General features: G+C 34.3%; 18 protein-coding genes. 6 read left to right on the forward strand and 12 right to left on the reverse strand.

Going from position 1 to position 19134, the window contains the following annotated elements:
* Positions 1 to 498 precede the first annotated feature (498 nt).
* Both MMB69_RS25180 and MMB69_RS25185 read left to right on the forward strand, forming a co-directional pair.
* Positions 499 to 873 carry a DUF5412 family protein gene (locus MMB69_RS25180; RefSeq protein ID WP_277448613.1) on the forward strand — a complete coding sequence of 125 codons (375 nt, stop codon included), beginning with the start codon at positions 499 to 501 and terminating at the stop codon, positions 871 to 873.
* A 312-nt stretch (positions 874 to 1185) separates the two neighbouring features.
* Positions 1186 to 1353 carry a hypothetical protein gene (locus tag MMB69_RS25185; RefSeq protein WP_277448614.1) on the forward strand — a complete coding sequence of 56 codons (168 nt, stop codon included), beginning with the start codon at positions 1186 to 1188 and terminating at the stop codon, positions 1351 to 1353.
* A gap of 99 nt (positions 1354 to 1452) precedes the next feature.
* On the opposite strand, the gene MMB69_RS25190 is transcribed toward MMB69_RS25185, so the two are convergent.
* From MMB69_RS25190 to MMB69_RS25215, 6 genes are all read right to left on the reverse strand, one after another.
* The gene (locus tag MMB69_RS25190; protein WP_277448615.1) at positions 1453 to 2103 is read right to left on the reverse strand and encodes an NDxxF motif lipoprotein; all 651 of its coding nucleotides are present in this window, start codon (positions 2101 to 2103) and stop codon (positions 1453 to 1455) included.
* A gap of 1 nt (position 2104) precedes the next feature.
* Positions 2105 to 2668: an HAAS signaling domain-containing protein gene (locus tag MMB69_RS25195; protein WP_277448616.1), complete on the reverse strand. Its 564-nt coding sequence runs from the start codon at positions 2666 to 2668 to the stop codon at positions 2105 to 2107.
* Between the two features lie 1041 nt (positions 2669 to 3709).
* Positions 3710 to 4450 (reverse strand): SDR family oxidoreductase, encoded by a 741-nt coding sequence (locus MMB69_RS25200; RefSeq protein WP_277448617.1) that lies wholly within the window; start codon positions 4448 to 4450, stop codon positions 3710 to 3712.
* A gap of 117 nt (positions 4451 to 4567) precedes the next feature.
* Entirely contained in the window at positions 4568 to 5548 is a 981-nt protein-coding gene (locus MMB69_RS25205; RefSeq protein WP_277448618.1) for an aldo/keto reductase, read from the reverse strand.
* A 118-nt stretch (positions 5549 to 5666) separates the two neighbouring features.
* Positions 5667 to 6800, reverse strand: a complete 1134-nt coding sequence (locus tag MMB69_RS25210) for an NADH-dependent flavin oxidoreductase (RefSeq protein WP_277448619.1) — start codon at positions 6798 to 6800, stop codon at positions 5667 to 5669.
* Positions 6801 to 7039: 239 nt separating this feature from the next.
* A complete protein-coding gene (locus MMB69_RS25215; RefSeq protein ID WP_277448620.1) occupies positions 7040 to 7408 on the reverse strand; it encodes a MerR family transcriptional regulator in 369 nt (122 codons plus the stop codon).
* A gap of 497 nt (positions 7409 to 7905) precedes the next feature.
* On the opposite strand from MMB69_RS25215, the gene MMB69_RS25220 reads away from it, so the two are divergent.
* On the forward strand, positions 7906 to 8688 hold the full coding sequence (locus MMB69_RS25220) for an SDR family NAD(P)-dependent oxidoreductase (protein WP_277448621.1): 783 nt from the start codon (positions 7906 to 7908) through the stop codon (positions 8686 to 8688).
* 142 nt (positions 8689 to 8830) lie between these two features.
* On the forward strand, positions 8831 to 9037 hold the full coding sequence (locus MMB69_RS25225) for a cold-shock protein (RefSeq protein WP_277448622.1): 207 nt from the start codon (positions 8831 to 8833) through the stop codon (positions 9035 to 9037).
* A 384-nt stretch (positions 9038 to 9421) separates the two neighbouring features.
* Here the strand turns inward: MMB69_RS25225 and MMB69_RS25230 are convergent, their stop codons facing one another.
* The 5 genes from MMB69_RS25230 to MMB69_RS25250 all read right to left on the reverse strand — a co-directional run bounded on the left by MMB69_RS25230 (position 9422) and on the right by MMB69_RS25250 (position 15516).
* Entirely contained in the window at positions 9422 to 10255 is an 834-nt protein-coding gene (locus MMB69_RS25230; protein ID WP_277448623.1) for an STAS domain-containing protein, read from the reverse strand.
* A 397-nt stretch (positions 10256 to 10652) separates the two neighbouring features.
* Positions 10653 to 11258 (reverse strand): recombinase family protein, encoded by a 606-nt coding sequence (locus MMB69_RS25235; protein ID WP_277448624.1) that lies wholly within the window; start codon positions 11256 to 11258, stop codon positions 10653 to 10655.
* 919 nt (positions 11259 to 12177) lie between these two features.
* Positions 12178 to 12603, reverse strand: coding sequence for a nuclear transport factor 2 family protein (locus MMB69_RS25240; protein WP_272767723.1), 426 nt, complete (start codon positions 12601 to 12603; stop codon positions 12178 to 12180).
* Positions 12604 to 13006: 403 nt separating this feature from the next.
* Positions 13007 to 14452: a DHA2 family efflux MFS transporter permease subunit gene (locus MMB69_RS25245; RefSeq protein WP_263034361.1), complete on the reverse strand. Its 1446-nt coding sequence runs from the start codon at positions 14450 to 14452 to the stop codon at positions 13007 to 13009.
* Between the two features lie 155 nt (positions 14453 to 14607).
* The gene (locus MMB69_RS25250) at positions 14608 to 15516 is read right to left on the reverse strand and encodes an NmrA family NAD(P)-binding protein (protein WP_263034362.1); all 909 of its coding nucleotides are present in this window, start codon (positions 15514 to 15516) and stop codon (positions 14608 to 14610) included.
* Positions 15517 to 15677: 161 nt separating this feature from the next.
* Here MMB69_RS25250 and MMB69_RS25255 point away from each other — a divergent pair, with 161 nt between their 5' ends.
* Together MMB69_RS25255 and MMB69_RS25260 are read left to right on the forward strand one after the other, a co-directional pair.
* A complete protein-coding gene (locus tag MMB69_RS25255) occupies positions 15678 to 16292 on the forward strand; it encodes a TetR/AcrR family transcriptional regulator (protein WP_263034363.1) in 615 nt (204 codons plus the stop codon).
* A 585-nt stretch (positions 16293 to 16877) separates the two neighbouring features.
* The gene (locus tag MMB69_RS25260) at positions 16878 to 17822 is read left to right on the forward strand and encodes an NAD(P)H-dependent flavin oxidoreductase (protein ID WP_263034364.1); all 945 of its coding nucleotides are present in this window, start codon (positions 16878 to 16880) and stop codon (positions 17820 to 17822) included.
* 275 nt (positions 17823 to 18097) lie between these two features.
* Here MMB69_RS25260 and MMB69_RS25265 read toward each other — a convergent pair whose 3' ends face one another.
* Positions 18098 to 18709, reverse strand: coding sequence for a TetR/AcrR family transcriptional regulator (locus MMB69_RS25265; protein ID WP_263034365.1), 612 nt, complete (start codon positions 18707 to 18709; stop codon positions 18098 to 18100).
* Positions 18710 to 19134 lie beyond the last annotated feature (425 nt).

Consider the following 19134-nt stretch of genomic DNA (forward strand, 5'->3'; position numbering starts at 1 on the left):
AGTATGTTAAGAGACATACTTTAGAAATCATAATTTCAATTCTCTGTTTAAGAGCAATAAGAACTTTGCTTGAGATTTCTCATTATGAATCATTCTTTTAACACGAAAATTACTTTGTAAGTAAGCTCTGACTTCTCTATTTCCGATAAGTAGTGAATAGTATTGGTTATTCTCATAAATCTTTTTAAACCATTCTTACTGTCTTAGTAATTTAATATTACTGTCAATTTTCCTTGTATTTAAAACACCAGTACTGTGCCCTATCCCGCCTGAAAGAAGATCAGATATAAAATCAATCATTCATACATCTCACCTTATTTTATATTTAAGTTCTATTATAACTTTCTTTAGCCATTATTTATATTTCATTATAATTCTTAAAAAATTCCTTATGTTAACGAAAAGTATATATGATATTCAGTCTTCTTTAACTCATTTCTGATATATAATTAAAAAGCAATAAACCTATAATGTAGTTATCTAGATAGGGGTTAAGAAGTGAAAAAAAGATATATAGTGTGTTTAGGCGCATTGAGCGCTCTTTTAGTTATAGGATCTATTTGGTGGTTTCTTTTTGCACCTAGTTACCTGCAATTTGCTCCAAAGGGAGAATATATTTTCCAAAGTACATCCCCTAATGGTGATTACATAGTAAAGATTTATCGTTCGAGTGGTGGAGGGACTACGCCTTTTGCTATTAGAGGAGAAGTGACTTATACAAATAAAGTTTTTAAAAAAAGGAAAAATATCTATTGGAATTACCCTCAGGAAAAAGCTAAAGTTAAATGGGTAAATAATAAAACAGTTAGTATTAGTGGTCATATATTAAATGTTACAAAAGATACATTTGATGCTAATTATGTAGACAATTAAATTAATAGAATGAAGGAAAACAAATGCTATATCTTATTTCAGCAGGATTAATTATCTTAGGGATTTTTATTATATTTTTTTCAATTTGGTTAAGTAAAGATCAGGAGGATAATGAGGAGATACAGAGGAAAACAGGTACATTTCTCTTTTCTTTAGATTTTATTACTTTAATTTTAGGTGCGAGTAATATTCCCTTATCACTAGGGCTAATCTTCCTAGGAGTTTTACTTTTGATTTATCACTGATTTGTATATCTTGTACAGTTCACATAATGTTAACATTCTATTGAAATAGGAGGTGTAAAATAGGCTTATGTCACATCCATATAAGCATTTGGAAGGGACTCCTTTATGGCAAGTTATTGATAAAGGAATAAACGATCTTGTAGAAAACAATGATTTGGAAGAGACAACATCAAGGGAATACATAGTAGGTTACCTTTATAAATTGATAAATGAGGCAGGGATAAAAAATAAGTAACGCTGTGAAATGCGTTACTTATTTTGTGCCATGAAATCACATTATTTAAAATAGCTTTGTATACGTTATTCACTATAAATATTTATAAAAGCATATCAGTTAACTTTTATCTTTTCGTCCAAAAGCTTTTGTATCAATCTTTTTCTCATCCAGAAAACTTTCTATTTTTTTCTGTTCTCGTCCACTTATATTACTATTTCCACTTATGTAAGAATCAATCTTGTCCTCGAAAATACTGTCGTCACCAGCTTCATCAACCATGTTATCTATTACTTGATCTAATCCATCTATAAATTCGTTTATACCCATGATATATCGACTAATTCTTTTGGAATTTTCTTTATAACCTTTAGGTAAAGTGTTATTTGAAATGTAATTTGAAAAATTCTCATCGTTTTCTTTGGCTAGATTTTTTATTTGTTTAAATTTATCTAATTCTTTATTATTCAGTTTTTGATTTGAATCTATTTTTTCTTCAAATTGGTTACTGGCATTATATAAATCCTCACTACTATCTAAGTAAACCTTAATGCTTTGTTTCATTTCCTTTTCACTAATTAAGGTGTTAGACTTCTTGGAGCTGAATATTGATGCTGGTAATTTTATATCTTCTGCTTGTAAAGGTTTTTCATTGACTGTGTCTACATCTTCTCCATGTGAAGTTTGTTTATTAGTTGTTTCCATACTTCCGTTGTGAGAACAGGCACTTAGTACAAAAATCAGTAATAAACTAAAAAAAGTTCTTTTCAATTCAAACTCTCCCTTTAGCCATAGATATGTTCCATTTCAAATTTTTAATTAGCAATTTAAAAAGGTTTTTCCCGAAATAATAACCAACTACTGTTAATAATGAGCCTAAAATAACTCCTTTTATAACTTCGTAAATATCTTCTGTTTTTATCGTATGAAATCCGTTGATAACCCCCATGAAAACTAAAATAATTGGAGAAAATAACATGATGGGTACACCTATAATGTAGGCCAAGAAAAACGGTAATAAGATTAGTAATACAAAAAAGCTTATAAACATAATACATAAATTCATTACACTTAATCCCATAATAGATAATACTGCCTTTAGGATACTTCTCATGTTTTTATCTTCTTCAACTCGATTAATAGCGTAAATAGCATTTAGTTCTTTAGCAACCTCTATAGGTTTCCCTAATTGATTAATTATCTCTTGTTCATCTTTTTTGTCTTTTTCACTACTAATAAAATGTGTACGATACTCTGCGATAATATCATTCTTCTCTTCTTCAGACATATATCTTAAATTACCCTTTAATAAATTTAAGTATTGATCCTTATTCAATTACATCACTCTCCCCGACAAAACAATTAATAATTTGAATACACTCTTGCTATTCAAGCTTGAATTATGTAAAAAATAATACTGTCTCCTTTCACAATTTTATGGTAATTTCTTAAATGCTACTCTAATAATCCATCTTTATGAGTAAGTAAATATTTGTCTTACTATGAGTGATTTTATTCATCTTTACTACTTGTCATTAGCAGTGTTACTAACTCTATAGACACTTTCTAAACGGACATTCATATAATAAGCATTAGTACTTTATTTAATACTGTTTATTACAAGGTACTGTACCAAATAAGATCATGATTTTAAGAGAAAGAATCTGCATCTATATCAAGATAGAAACTAAGCTAAAGAATTGAGCAGAGAATATAATATATTATTAAAAGTAATAATTTGTATTTTAACATTATTTGAGATTTAAAGTCAAAAAAACCCATTTAAAGCATAATTAAATTTTTCTTTGTCACAGTAATTTTATATAATTCTCTTCATTTTTCTATATTCACATTTGGAAATTGATGTATTCATTTTTATTAAAAAGAAATTGTATAATTATTTTTTGTTGATGTATTTTTTAATAAGGTTAATTTATTTGAAAATACTTTAAAAAATTATTTACTTTATAACAGTAAATGTATAAATATTGTTCTTAAAATTAATATTTTATTATTTACTCTAGGTGACGACAAATACGCAGTTTTTCTACAAGATAGGTAAATGGTATAACTATTTTTAATAAAGTACTTTAGCTATTACTCTTGTTAAGGTTTTAAATTCAAATATTACTTATTTATTTTTAAGTAATATTATTAACCTTTTCCAGCAATAAACATTCACTAATTACTTAATACTTAATGTTTCTATATTTACTCTATTTATTATAAGAGGTGTATTACAAGATATACCTTTATAAGATTACGATGTTTTACTATTATACAAATTAATGTAATTTATGCTTTCGTTATTTGCAAAGTAGAATGTAATGAGGCAGCCCCTAAAAAGTGGGGCTGCCTCATTACAAAAGTTTTCTTTTTAGAGTTCTTGAATTGTTGGACGAACAATCATCTCATTAATCGCTACATCTGATGGTTGTTCAATAGCAAATGCAATGGCACGAGCAATACTAGCAGGCTCGATTCCAATTTTACTAACTTCAACGATTTCAGATTTTAATTCCTCATCTGAAATGGATTCTAGTAATTCTGTAGAAATAGTTCCTGGCGAAATAATAGTTGTACGAATATTATTGGGTGCCTCTTCCTTACGGAGACCTTCTGTAATGGCACGTACAGCAAACTTTGTACCACTATAAACCGAACTAGCATGGAATACTAAGTGACCAGCTATTGAGGAAACATTAATAATATGTCCTTCTTTTCTTTCTCTCATGGAAGGTAGAACAGCAGCAATACCATAAAGCACACCCTTGATGTTAATATCAATCATCGAATCCCATTCCTTGATTTTTTTCTGATAAACAGGTGACAGTGGCATTACTCCTGCATTATTGACCATTACATCAATTTTTCCAAACTCTGTAAGAGTATACTCAGCTAACTCTTCCATTTGTTCATGTGAGGAAACATCTGTCACTTTATAAATAGCTTGCCCGCCACCCTTTTGAATCTCTTCTTGCAATTTTTTTAATCGATCTTCGCGACGAGCTGTCAGTACCAGCTTCGCACCTTTAGATGCAAGCTCTTTTGCAGTCGCTTCTCCAATTCCACTAGAAGCACCTGTAATAATGACAACCTTATCTTGAATATTTGACATATAAATGACGTCCTTTCTTATAAAACCATGGTAAAAACAATAAACTTTTCTACTTTATACGTAAATTACGATGAGCCTCAGGGAATCACGTTCTCCAACACGCTAAGTATTAAACTGTCACTGTTCAACAACCTGCATCTGCATTTCATTCATACGGCCACCGTGCACTTTGATTTTAGAGAAATCAGTTTTGAGCTCACGAAGTTCTTCTGACGTTAGCTGAATATTCATTGCACCTAAGTTCTCGTTCAAGTGATCTATATTGCGTGTACCTGGAATAGAAACAATCCATGGGTTCTGCGCCATAAGCCAAGCAAGGGAAATTTGAGCCGGTGTAGCATTCTTTTTTTCTGCAAACTCTCTGAGCAATTCAACAACCGGCATATTTGCTGCTAAGTTTTCAGGAGTAAAGCGAGAGAACTCAGCTCTAAGGTCCGTTTTCGGGTCGAAATTTGTGCGAGCATCTACTTTCCCAGTGAGATAACCCATTCCAACTGGCCCCCATGGGACGAAGCCAATTCCTAACTCTTCACAAGCTTTAAGTACGCCATTTTGTTCTGGTGTTCTTTCCATAAACGAATATTCGCTCTGAATTGCTGTAACAGGTTGCACAGCATGCGCTCGGCGGATTGTTTCCTCACTCGCCTCAGAGAGACCGTAATGTAAAATCTTCCCTTCTTTGATTAGATCTTTCATTGTGCCAGCCACTTCTTCGATTGGGACTTTCGGATCTACTCGATGTTGGTAGTAGAGATCAATACGGTCCGTTTTTAGACGCTTAAGCGAGTCCTCAACCACTTTCTTGATGTGTTCTGGTCGGCTGTTAAGACCTTCTGAACCTTCAAGGTCAAATCCAAATTTACTTGCGATAACCACTTCGTCGCGGAAAGGTGCGAGAGCTTCTCCAACCAGCTCTTCATTAGTATATGGACCGTAAACTTCGGCTGTATCAAAGAACGTGACACCATTCTCATAGGCTGTACGAATTGTCTTGATACCTTGGTCTTTGTCTGCTGGAGGACCATAATTGGCACTAATACTCATGCACCCTAATCCTAATTCCGATACTTCTAATGTTCCAAGTTTTCGTGATTTCATCTTATTTTCCCCCTTGAGGAGCTCTCTTACGCTCCAATTTTTCACAAGAGATGATGCAACTGAAGGCACTTCCCTTGCAAACATCTCTTGCCCTAATTAATCAGCCGTTGGTTTAAGATTATTCCTCAATCTTAAACCATGGGCCTGAAGCTTGAATGACGCCCCAAAGCTTTTCCGGTAGCTCAAGCTCACTAATCTTTGAAGTCTTTATGGCTGTTTGGATTTCAGACTCTTGTCCATTTTTAACCTTTTCAACCCAGTCTGGATTCATGATTAACGCGTGGCCAATCGCAGCTAGGGGTAGACCCTTATCTAACGCCTTGGCAACATCATCCGGCGTTACCATAGAACCAGCAGCCAGTACTGGAACTCGATTGTTTACATGGTCAACAATTAACTCAAGATATGTTTTTTCATCTTGACTGTCGACTGGCTTTGAAGAGAGAGCATCAGCCAACGAAGCATGCACGTAATCAACATCCTCTTCAATAAGGCGTTCAATCAATGCATAGGTATCCTTCATTCTCAAACCACCTTCTTCGTGTTCGTCAGGAGATAGTCTGTATCCTAAAATAAACGGTTTTGTTGCATGCTTCTCAATGACATTTTTCACTTCTTGAACAATTGCCAGTGGGAAACGCATGCGATTTTCTAATGATCCTCCCCATTGATCTTCTCGTCTGTTGAAGAAAGGTGAGAAGAAGTTTTGTATTAAAAATCCATGAGCACCATGAAGCTCAACGCCATCAAAGCCTGCTTCAATTGCTCTTCTTGTTGTTTTTCCAAATGCATGGATGATATCTAAAATTTCCTTATGAGAAAGTTCTCTAGGCAAAACTGAAGGCGCAAATCCAGTTGCCTCAGTCTCTACAGCACTGGAACTAACAACTTCACCATTTGGCACAAGATCTGGTAGGGCTTTGTTACCTGCATGGAAAATTTGAAGGATAGCAGGAGATCCGCCACTTTTCGCGGCTTCAGCTAATTTACGTAAGCCCGGCATAAATGTATCGTCATACGCTGCAAATTCATTTGTAAAACCGATCCCGTTTGGAGTCACATGTGTACAGCCAGTAATCACAAGTCCTACTCCGTTTACTCTTTTTTTATAATAGGTTAATTCCTCATCTGAAACCGTGTAATCATCATTACTGGACCAAGTTGTCATTGGTGCCATAACCACTCTATTATTAAGGGTAATCCCTTTTTTAAATGTAAAAGATTTAAATAAGTCGCTATATTTTTCGTTCATTTTTTTAACCTCTTTCTAAATAGTATTGATCTAACATTGTTAGTTTGTCGTATATTGTAAAGGTTGATCAATCCTTCATGTATTTAAATGGTACAAGAATAGGTTAATCCTTAGAGAGCACTCTAACGCAAGTGTTTTTTTGTTTTTTTTTATTTTCGATAAAAGCACGATGTAGAAAGCTGTCTGTATGAGGTTTATCCAAAGGATGCAAATAGAAAAAACAATGGGCTGCTTAATTTCTAAGAGAAACAGTCTCCTACTTCATTTTCATAAAAATCTATTTTTTTATCTAAATGCTCTAAACTTTGACGAATCTTCTCCAATTCTTCCACTACTTTCTTACGATGATTTTTAAGTAGAGCTAACCTTTCTTCCATCGTTTCATCCCCCATATGCCCCCACATAGCAAATCGTTTCATGTCTTTTAGTGACATCCCCGTATTTTTTAGGTGAAGCAAAGATTCAATCCATAATTTATTTTCATCTGAGTAGATTCTGACATTGTTCTCGTCTCTGTTTACCTTTATTAACCCTTCCTTTTCATAAAACCTCAATGTATATCCACTTAACCCAACGAGTTTAGAAAATTCTCCAATAGAATATGTCAATATAACCGCCTCCATTAAATCTGATAGATCTATTTCTTCTTTCCTTTTTAATTTGTGACATAAAGAAAGAATAATACTTAGAGTTTACTCTAAGTCAAGGATAAGAAACTTAAATTGAAAAGATACAGTTAAATATGCCAAAAGAAGTAAGTAGTCATGAAGCTGCTTACTTTTTTTCATACTGATTATAGGTCGCTCGCGAGGCCCATGAATCATTGGACGTAGTGTCGATGAATGAGTAAACCACTAGTGTACGGTTATTGGTACTATTGGGGTAATTCTAAATAACCTATTGACTTAGATTCTACTCTAAGCTGTAAAATAATCATCAAGTTGCAACTTGAGTAACAAAGTGGATGTTTCCTGTAGTGCGTTTAGTGAAAATCATACGGGGTTAAAACCCCACAGAAGAGCTTGAAGGATCAGTTAAACTATGGATCCATGCATGGTAATTGTTGTTGCTTGATTTAAATGGTAAATAAAGGAGGATATTTATTGTGGGGAGATTATCAGGTAAAGTGGCATTAATAACTGGGGCAGGAAACGGCCTAGGAGCTGCTGTAGCAAAACTATTGGCTGAAGAAGGAGCTAAAATTATCGCGACAGATATTGACTATGATAGTGTTAAAAAAATAGTAGAAGAAATCAATAAAGAATTTAATGGAAGCGCAATTGCTTTAAAGCATGATGTTTCTTCTAAGAATGAATGGTTAAGTGTTGTTGAAGAAGGATTCAAATCATTCGGTCCAATTACAGTTCTAGTTAACAATGCGGGAATACTAGCAACTACAAAGTATGATCAATTAACATATGAGAAATGGCAAAAAGTAATGGATATAAATGCTTGGGGCCAGTTTGTCGGAATGCAGACCGTTGTACCACATATGAAAGAAGTAGGAATAGGATCTATTATTAATTTGTCATCAATAGCTGCTGTAAATTCTAGTGGAGGACTTACGGCATATACTGCTAGTAAAGGAGCAGTAGACGCAATGTCTAGAGCTGCGGCAGTTGAACTAGGTGAATTCAATATCAGGGTAAATGCTATCATTCCAGGAGTCATCCAAACTCAACTGTTTGAAGAGGCATTTCCTACTGAGGAAACTAAGGATGCAGCAATGGCTTCGCAGCCACTTAAGCGAGTGGGCAGACCTATTGATGTAGCTTATCTTGTTGCATATTTAGCTAGCGATGAATCCTATTTTACAAGTGGTACATCTCAACTTATTGATGGTGCATTGAATATTGATGGAAGTAGGGTTTCAGCAAAACTAGATTGAAAAGACTAATAGTTATTTCATCTTCCATAATAAGGAATGAATGATGAGTTAAAAGGAATAGAATCAATTTTCACTATTTCTTCACTATTAGATGGCAAATCAATTTATATAATTAACCTTAGGTTCTAGGAGATTGTTTGTAGTGGAAAATAAAATAGGAACAGTAAAATGGTTTGATGATGAAAAAGGTTTTGGATTTATCACACCAGATAACGGTTTTAAAGATTTATTTTTTCATTTTAGTTCCGTTTTTAAATCCAACTCTTTAAAATGTGGGCAGAAAGTTTCCTACATAGAATATATTGGTCAAAAAGGTCCTCAAGCAGAATACGTAGTACCACTGTATTAGTTATTGCATATTTATAGTAGTACAGGAGCTAAAAAAAAAGAATATAAAAATTAGAATGGCTGAATCTTAACAGATTGAAAATCCACTATCTATTTGATCCAATAAGTCCTGATGATTATTAGGATGTAACTATTAAATATAAGAAATATTAAAAAACCAGTTATACCAAAAGCCTTTAGATTTATGAATCTAAAGGCTTTTTTGATTCCTATAAGCGACATTTCGATAATTAATTCTGTATACGACGTACAACTAAAAAGAACAGAAAAACCAACCCTTAAGTCCCTAAAGGCTGGTTTTTCTCACGACTTTATACAAAGATACCTTACGGCATCTTGGGTAGTTTGCTCAGTGTATTTTTCTTTTATACTTAATGTAAACAATTTATCCTACTGATGGGGTAAAAGAATTTGTGTAAGAAACAGCTTGATGTAAACTAGCAAACGTTTTAATATGATCAATTGTTATCCCTAAGTTGACCATAGTTTGGGCAATCTCTGAACGAATGCCACTTAGAACGACACCTACGCCTATCAGTTGTAATCCTGCAAAGACTTTAAAGAGTTGATCTGCTACCATGGTATCAATAATAGGCACAGCCGATAAATCAATAATGAGCCATCTTAACTTATACTCGCTGCCTTTGGCTAATGCATTTTCCATTAGTATTTGAGCTCTTTGGGTATCTAAATCTCCTACCAAAGGAAGGATACCCGTTTCTTCCGTCATACGGACAATAGGTATGGACAGCTCATCAATCGCATACTGAGCATGTTTTATTTGTTTTGTGTAGTCTTGTAAGTATGATTTACTTACCCACTGCACAGCATCATCTACGATGGTATTAAAGTGGGAGATAATTTCATAGAAAACGTTAAGAGAGAATTTTTTATCATTCGCTTCGTCTTTAATAATTTCTCCGATAATATCTCTGTAGTAACTAATTTCATCTAAGGCTAGGTCTAAAGGAAGTCCGCGATTAACGAGTAGATTAGAGAAATTCTCTCCCCAATCCTTAATCATATCAGCAGCAATGTCTTTCTCTACAAGGATAGAGTCAGCATAAATAGTAAGAAGGTCGAGTCGAAAGGTTGTTAAGTCTGTATAAACATCATGAAGAACCGCCAGGTTTTGTTTTTTACTTTCCGCAAGCTCTTCTTTGCGTTGGATAATCACATCTCTAATGGGATGTAGTTGCTCAATGTTTGTAAGTTGCATGTTATATGGCTCCCTTTATTTTTAGTTATATGGAGGAAATACTATATATTTCGTTTTAAAATACAAAAGCCCTCTAACCTTTTCAAAAGTAGAGGGCTTTTGTCATTATATCATAACCAATTTGTTAACTTTTCTTCAGGTAATATCATAACTTGCACTTGCTGAAAAGGTGCTATGAATTAATGTATAAAGGTAACTAAAAGTATGTGGTCATACTTAGAATGTCTTTTACGTTAACTAGTTTTCTACATCATATACAGTTTGTAAAATGGAAAAAGGAGCAGATTCAAAACTAAAATCTGTTCCTTATCCAATCCAGCATTATTCTGTATCCTTAAAATAGAGAGATTAAACATCTTTTTTAGCATGTTCAGTAAAATGAAGAGACGAAAGAACGTTACTTCCTTGCTTCATATGCTTTAACTTTATTGTAAAATGTAGCTTTCTTCATGCCTACTGCTTTCATAAATGCTACAGCAGTGATTGTTCCAGACTTCCATTCTTTATATAACCTATCCCACTCTTTAGGAAAAGCAATGATTGGGCGACCCAGGTGTTTTCCTTTTGCCTTAGCGACGGCTATGCCTTCTCGTTGACGCTGTAAAATAGTCGCTCGCTCTTGTTCCGCCATAGATGTATAAACCTCTATAATGATGTTATTGATCATGTCTATAACCCACTCTTGGCCTTCAGGTACCTCTTGCATAGTCGTAGGTAAATCAATAATTTTGATTCTGATTCCTTCTTTTTTAAACTGCTCTAAATATTTTTTTATTTGTGCTTTATTCCGGCCTAGACGATCAATGGATTTAACATACAGTGTGTCGCCATCTCTCATTGCTTTAAGCATGTTCTGAAAACCGTCTCGTTCCATGTCCTTCCCACTCGCCTTATCACTGTATAGATATTTTTCATCTGTTAGATAAGGTTTTATTGCTTCTAACTGTCTATCCAAATTTTGTTCATTGGTACTTACACGAATATACCCAAAATTAATTCCCATTGTTAAAATCATCCTTGTTTATAGTAGATGGTTTAAGTATATGACAGAAAGCATAAAAAGGTCTATTCCTTTTTATACGTCTCAAAAGCTTTATTTTTAAGATTAAATAGACTTATTATTATTGATTTTCCTTCAGTCTAAAAAGGTGTACCTTTTTAGACGCGAACAAGTGTAATCTTTTGGAGAAAACTGCGTATTTGTCGTCATTTTGAGTAAATAATAAAACTTTAATTTATATAAGTTAGTTACAACATTTACATATTCAATATAAGTAATATTGATTTTTAACTTTGTATTAGTATAAGATAATGTGTCATTACGCAATAGAAAGATCCAGATATTTCTACTATATGCTATAAAAAATTATGTAATAAATTAGAAAGTGCTTAATTCCAAAAACACTAAACAATAATTAATATTTCTCTTCTGTAAGTGGTCTTTTTTCTGTAGTTTTAAAATAATAAAATTTGTATTCAAAGAGTTAGTCATACGAGAAATAAAAATTAATTTCGCCAGAGAGTGTTTCTCTGCATTTTAAAATCACCAGGTGAGCCGTTATTAGTCTAAAAAGACGGTTGTTGTGAGGGAAATCTTTCTATGTGAAAGAGGCTTCTAAATCGCTAATATTGATTTTGTTTTTTTGTGAATTGATGCTATTTATTTATCTTTAAATAATCTCCACTTAGCTTAGCTAACGTTGTAAAGTACTTCGAAGTAAGATCTTCACGCTTGAGTTCTTTCTTTATTATTAATTAAGTACTTAACGCATATTAGTATTAAACATTTAAAAACCGAACACATATATTAGGTGCTCGGTTTTTAGTTTTGGTTTACTATTCCTTAAGCTTGTTCAAGGTTTTCAATCACTTTGAGGAAAGCTGTTAGGGAATTACTGTCTGAAGCTATATGAGAAGCCTATTTATTCAGCATTCGTATCGAAAAGCAATTCATGAAGATGACGGGTATCCAGATATTCTTCAATTAATAATATGCCTGTTTCTCCCGTATGAATCGAGAAAAGCACTCGATTATCATAGGACTTTCCTGAAAAACTTGTCCCTTTTGCATGAATTTCGACAAAGGCTCTATCGCCATCTGCGAAAACACCCAGTACGTCAACGTCACCGCCTCGTGCTGCTGCTGGGCTAACCGCCTTGATCAAGTCACCGATTTCATTAGGACCATACTTACGAGCAACAGGAAACCCTCGGTTATCACCTAAGACTTTCCATCCGGCATCACTTCCTTCAAACATGTTTCCAATACCTATAACATTACCCTTAAATAAAGTTTCCAGAAACTTTTTGGCTATCTCTCTGGTCTTCTCAGTTTTTTCATTTAACATACTTCAGTTCCTCCTATTAGGTTACTATTTCTTTATAATAAACCTCTATATTTATATATAGAACTAATTAGTTCCGTAAATAGTATAACAAGATTTATTATAGAACTCAACATCACTGAATTGTTTTTATAAAAATGGTAGGACTTCTTATAATAAGTACGGTTGCTTAGAATGAACAATCATATATTCGTGAGGCTTTCAACTGAGTAAATGTATACACTATATATTCGCGTTTTATTATGTGCGACGCCTGTAGTATTACCCTTCAAGTGTTGAATGATAAATAATAGTCAAATCACAGAAAAAGGAGTAATAAATTTACTAAAAAACTAATTGTTTAAAAAAAGACTCCACTAGTTGTGAAGTCTTTTTTTAGCCATCGTACAGAATCAATTGTGTATAGTTAATTAGCTTCCTCTTTGAGCTTAACTCTTTTAATAAAAAATGAAATCACTAATCCCACAATGGCGACAACAACTGCAAAGATGAAAGAATTTTGAACACCGTTGTTAAAAGCAAGAACTTGATTTAACGGATCCATTTTATCTGATACCGTCTCAAGGAAGCTTCTTGAACCTGATGAAAGAATGGAGATTCCAACAGCTGTTCCAACTGCACCAGCAACCTGCTGCAAGGTGTTCATAATAGCAGTTCCATGAGGGTACAGTTCAGATGGAAGTTGATTTAAACCATTCGTTTGAGCTGGCATCATAATCATCGAAATAGATATCATAAGTGCAATGTGTAAAGCAACAATAAACCCTGTTGAAGTTTCCGGCGTTATCGTTGAGAAACCATACATTGTGCCGGCTACAATCACAAGTCCAGGGATAACTAACCATTTAGGGCCGAAACGGTCAAACAGCCCACCCATAACTGGTGAAAGGATGCCATTAATAATTCCTCCAGGAAGAAGCATAAGACCAGCTGTAAACGTTGATAAAGCTAATGATGTTTGTAAATACAACGGTAAAATCATCATTGCAGAAAGCATGATCAGCATACAGACTAGAATTAATAGAAGACCAATTGTAAACATTGGATACTTAAAGGCTTTAAGGTCTAACATTGGCTCTTTCATCTTCGTTTGACGAACAGAAAACGCAATTAATGCGATAGTTCCAATGACAAGAGATAGAATAACCTGTAAACTTCCCCAGCCTCCACCTTCTCCAGCGCTGCTAAATCCAAATACAATTCCGCCAAAACCTATTGTTGAAAGAACGACAGAAACTATATCGATTTTTAGCTTTGTTGGTGTGGTAACGTTCTGCACAAAAAAAGTTCCAAACACTAAAGCAACGACTAATAACGGAAGCGAAATCCAGAAAATCCAGTGCCATGTTAATGTTTTTAAAATTAAACCTGTTACGGTTGGCCCAACAGCCGGGGCAAACATAATGACTAACCCAATAATCCCCATTGATTTTCCACGTTTATGGGGTGGAATGATAACAAGGATGGTGTTAAACATAAGTGGTAAAAGTATAGCTGTTCCAATTGCCTGCACTACACGAGCAACCATTAGTACACCAAACGTTGGTGCGATAGCTGCAATGAACGTTCCTATGATGGAAGAAATAAGAGACGTTATGAAAAGCTGTCTGGTCGTAAATCGTTGAAGAATAAAACCTGAAATAGGTACCAGAATTCCTAATGTTAACAGGTACCCTGTTGTCAGCCACTGGGCGGTAGTTTCATGAATACCAAAGCCAGAAATTAAATCTTTTAATGCCATATTTAAAGCTGTTTCACTAAACAAACCAATAAATCCGGCAATCAGAAATGATGTAATAATAGGTATAGTCTTTATATGAGAACTTTCCATACCTTTTTGTTGTTTGTTCATCTTAATCCTATCTCCTTTTTTATACTGTATATATCTCATCAGCCAACCTATATCTTTATAAGATATAGGTTGGCTGATATTCATGTTTGATACGCTGAATCAAAATATGCGCTCTCCTTAAAGAAAGGGCAATTGTCTCGTTTTAAAAGCGTTACTTAAAGATTTTGACGTCCCCATTCCGCCATTGTAGTCCCAGGACGACCCAGCACTGTTAAGACGTCATCGTGAACAACAGTCTGAAGGGGCATTTTACCAGCTGCAGCTAATTTCATCGTTATGGCAGCGCTCTCCATATAGGCGCGCTCTGGTACGGTTGTAATCTGAGCAGCATACGCTTCCGAGTCCGCAGGATCAAGTGTAATACATTTAATCTCTTTTCCTGATGCCTCAGTTAGAATATCGGCGACCTCAGGGCCTGTCAGCACCTCCGTGCTCAACCAGTAATTAGCACTTCCGTGCTTCTCGGGACCCTCTCGTAACACGGCAGAAGCAACAGCAGCAATATCTTGTGCGAATACCCACCCTTGCGGCATGTCATCCCAATAGACTGGGAAAGAATGTGTTTCGGTTATTGAAGCAAAAGCAAAGATTGTATCCGCAATCACGTTGGGGTGAAGATGTGTCCAAGCGATTCCACTTGCTTCAATATAGGTTTCTACAAGGTCATGCCAATTAAAATGAGGTATAAAATCCTGACGCGAAGTGAATACACCCAGATGGACGATATGAGTTACTCCCGCATTGACCGATGCATCAACAAATTTTTTACTTTGATACAGCATGTCAGAAGTATAACCCGTTAGCAAAAATACCCGGTCCACGTCCTCTAGAGCTTCAGCGAAGGTATCAGGTCGATTAAGGTCAAGTACGACGGCATCACGGCCCTCAGCTCGCCACTTTTTCGCAACTTCTGGACGACTTGTTGCAAGCCGAATGACGACACCCTCATCATTTTTGTCAAACTCTTTGACTACTTGTGATCCCACATTTCCAGTTGCGCCGATAACCAATACTCTCGCTACCATATTTCGTTTTTTGAAATTATTACTTGACGATGTTGACATATGTGATTCCCCCGCATCTTTTATATATGGAACTTTAAAGTTCCGTAAAATCATAGCATAGATAATTATAGAACGCAATATTATCGTAATATATGATAAAGATGCTATAATTATGTATGTAAATAAGAAAGTTAACCTAGAGGAAAGGTGTCGAGAATTTTATGACATATGAACAACAGCAACAAACAGAAGTAAAAAGAGGGCGCCCTCTAGATTTATCACGCAATAGGGTTATTCTTGAAACAACTATAGATTTACTAGCCGAAAACGGGTATGACTCCTTAACATTAGACGCAGTTGCTTCAAAGGCAAAAGTGGGAAAGGGGACAATCTATAGACGTTGGTCTTCTAAAATGGACCTTGTCCTTGACGCTGCTATTTCGATGAGTCGTTTCGAAATAGCAAAAGAGAAATTAAATAAAAATCAAGATCTGAGAGGACAATTGATTGAGCTGCTTTCTCTGTTACTCCTGGAAGATAATAAAAATTATCAGAAAGCGATGAATGCAATTTGTAATTGTGTTTCTTGTAATGAAGAATTAGAAAAAGGGCTGCGGGCTGCTTTTTACTGGCGCTACAGGAACGTTATTGAATCAATGCTTGATCCTTATGTAAAAGAAAATCATATTACTGATGACGATATAGAGCTCATTACAGATATTGGCCCTGCTTTAGTTATGTATAATCTTTACTCTAGAAATCAGTCTACTAATTCTCATTACATCGAACGAGTTGTTGATAAGTTAATGATGCCAATCATATTAAAACAAGTGTAGTTACTGAAATAGTGAACCGAATTTTGAAGCCGATTACATATCTTATTATGTAATCGACTTTATAAATTATGGCATTCTTATTCAGAGCTTACTTAACTAAATATCAATACTAGAAGAAAACTCCTCAAAAATTCCAATCATATATAAGAATATAAATAGTTGTAAATCACCTTTTAAATACTTCACCTTTTTAAAAACACCAGCTTAGCAAAGTTGAAGGAATTGTGAGACTCAAAGGAAGAAGGTAGTAAATTTAACCAGAAATAGATAAATCTTATGAAGGAAGCTTGTATTTTGCCTTTAAACGTAGAAGCAAAAAAAGTATATATTTAAAGTCAAAAAGAGCCTGTTTCTAAGGAATTCAGGCTCTTTTCACGTTTTATAGGTCATTTGTTAACTCTAAATAATGGCATATTACAAAGTAATGAAATCAATTATTGAAACCTAGATAAGAAAACCTATGATTTGATCAATAAACAAAAAATTTAAATACGATAATGTTGCGTACCGTAATTTTTTTTGCTAAGATTCATTTGTGGAACTTTTAAGTTCTATAATTCAGGAATTTGGAGAGTGAGAAACAACATGAAAAATAGAGTAACGGAAATATTAAATACAAAATATCCCTTAATACAAGCCCCTATGTCATGGAATACAGATGCACAATTAGTAGCCGCAGTAGCAAATGCAGGAGGATTAGGAATATTAGGGCCAAATGCTGGACAAAAAACATTAACGAGTGATCCAAAGGAAACCGCAGAAAGAATGCGAAATGAAATAAGAAAAACAAGAGAACTAACAAGTAATTCATTTGGATTAAATATTATTTCAAGTGGGGAAGAAAGAGATAAAGATAATCCTTTCTATAATGAATTATTGAGAGTAGCATTCGAGGAAAAAATAAAATATTTTGCGATTGTAGGAGAAGCAAATAAAGTACTGTTCGATAAAATAAAAGAACATAATGGAGTAATCATATACAGACCAATAACTCCAACACCCGAAATAATGAAAATAGCAGAGAGAATGGGCGCAGATTTATTAGTTGCTACGGGATATGATGAAGGAGGAGGTTTACCAGCAAAATCTGTCGGTACCTTTACAGTGGTACCTACGATGGTTGATTCAGTAAATATTCCAGTGTTAGCAGCAGGTGGAATTAACGATTCACGTGGGGTAAAAGCAGCCTTTGCGTTGGGAGCAGAAGGCGTGTATATTGGGACAAGATTTATTGCGACGAAAGAAGCGCCATCAGCAAGAGAAACGAAACAAGCAATCCTAGATTCAGGCCATGAGGATATGGCATTTATCGTAAAGACATTGCGCTCAATACTAACCAAAAAGGCAGAAATAATTCTCAAAAAACATGAGAATAATGAAGATACATCTTCGGACATCACAGGTGGTTTTAGGACTGGAATGTTAGAAGGGAAATTCGATGAAGGGATAATCTCTGTAAATAATGGTATCGATATCATAAAAGACATACCAACAGTAGAAGAATTAATAGAAAGATTTTTCGGAAAATAAGATTATTAATAAAAACAACGACTCTGTTTAGTTAAACAAATAGGTTCCCCAAAAGGAATCATGGCAAAATGAATTATAAGACTACATGGTAGTAAATCTCGATTTTATAAGCATGTACGATGTGATTTTTAACTCTATACAGTTTTTTCATAAACTTGGACGTTTTGAAAAAAGTCATTTAGAGATATTTGATGGAATCGAATACTAATAATTATAAAACCTAGCACATATCATATATGTGCTAGGTTTTATAATTCTCTTCAATATGGGATTGTTTACACTTTTTTTAATGACACAAGAGGCATCATTAATTTATCAACGAGTCGCTCGATGTAATGAGAATCATTAGATTGGTTTTTAAATTGAATTTTATACATAAGTAGTGCAGGGCCAATATCTGCCATGAGTTCCAAATCACCATCAGTAATTAAATTTTCCTTTATATAAGGCTCGAGAATTGATTCAATCGCGCTTCTGTAACGCCAGTAAAAAGCCTCACGTATACCTTGTTCTAATTTTTCGTTAACAGCATTACAAATCGCACTAGTAGCTTTCTGATATTTTTTATTATCTTGCTGAAAGAATAGTGTGAGTAAATCAATCAATTGTCCTCTCAAGTCTTGATTTGTATTCAGTTCTTTTACTGATATCTCGAAAGGGCTCATTAACGTGGCGGCGTCAATGACAAGGTCCATTTTAGAAGACCAACGTCTATAAATGGTTCCTTTTCCTACTTTTGCTTTGATAGCAACTGCATCTATTGTTAAGGATTCATATCCATTTTCTGCTAATAGGTCTAAAGTTGTTTCAAGTATTACTTTATTACGCGACAAATCTAGAGGACGTCCTCTTTTTCCTTCTCTCGGATGATTTTTTTCATCTAACATAAAAACCTTTGTCACCCTTCCTATAGGTAGACTTTTTTATTTTCTTATCTAATAATACCACTTTCTTATATAAGAAAACAATTTGCAGTTTTCTAATTAGATACTGTCGCGTTCTTTAATTAGCTCTGCTGAGATTTTTTATGGAACTAAATAATTCCTTATACACAGAAGATTTAGAGGCATGATAAATAATAGTATAGAGAGCACTATTTATCGGTATATCAGGTTGACTCACAGGCAGTCAAAGAGGTGAACAAAAGGATGAAAAGCTCTTACTATTAGAAGCTTTTTTGTTAAATAACTCCCAACAAATTACTAACAGCATATTGTCAGTAAAGAGTAAAATTTTGTACCCTTGAGTGGTTAATACTATACGATACTAATTTTTATCCTAATAGTTCTGCTTCTCAAGTTTTAGGGCAAAT

Source organism: Priestia sp. P5 (assembly GCF_029522155.1).
GTDB classification, from domain to species: Bacteria; Bacillota; Bacilli; order Bacillales; family Bacillaceae_H; genus Priestia; species Priestia megaterium_E.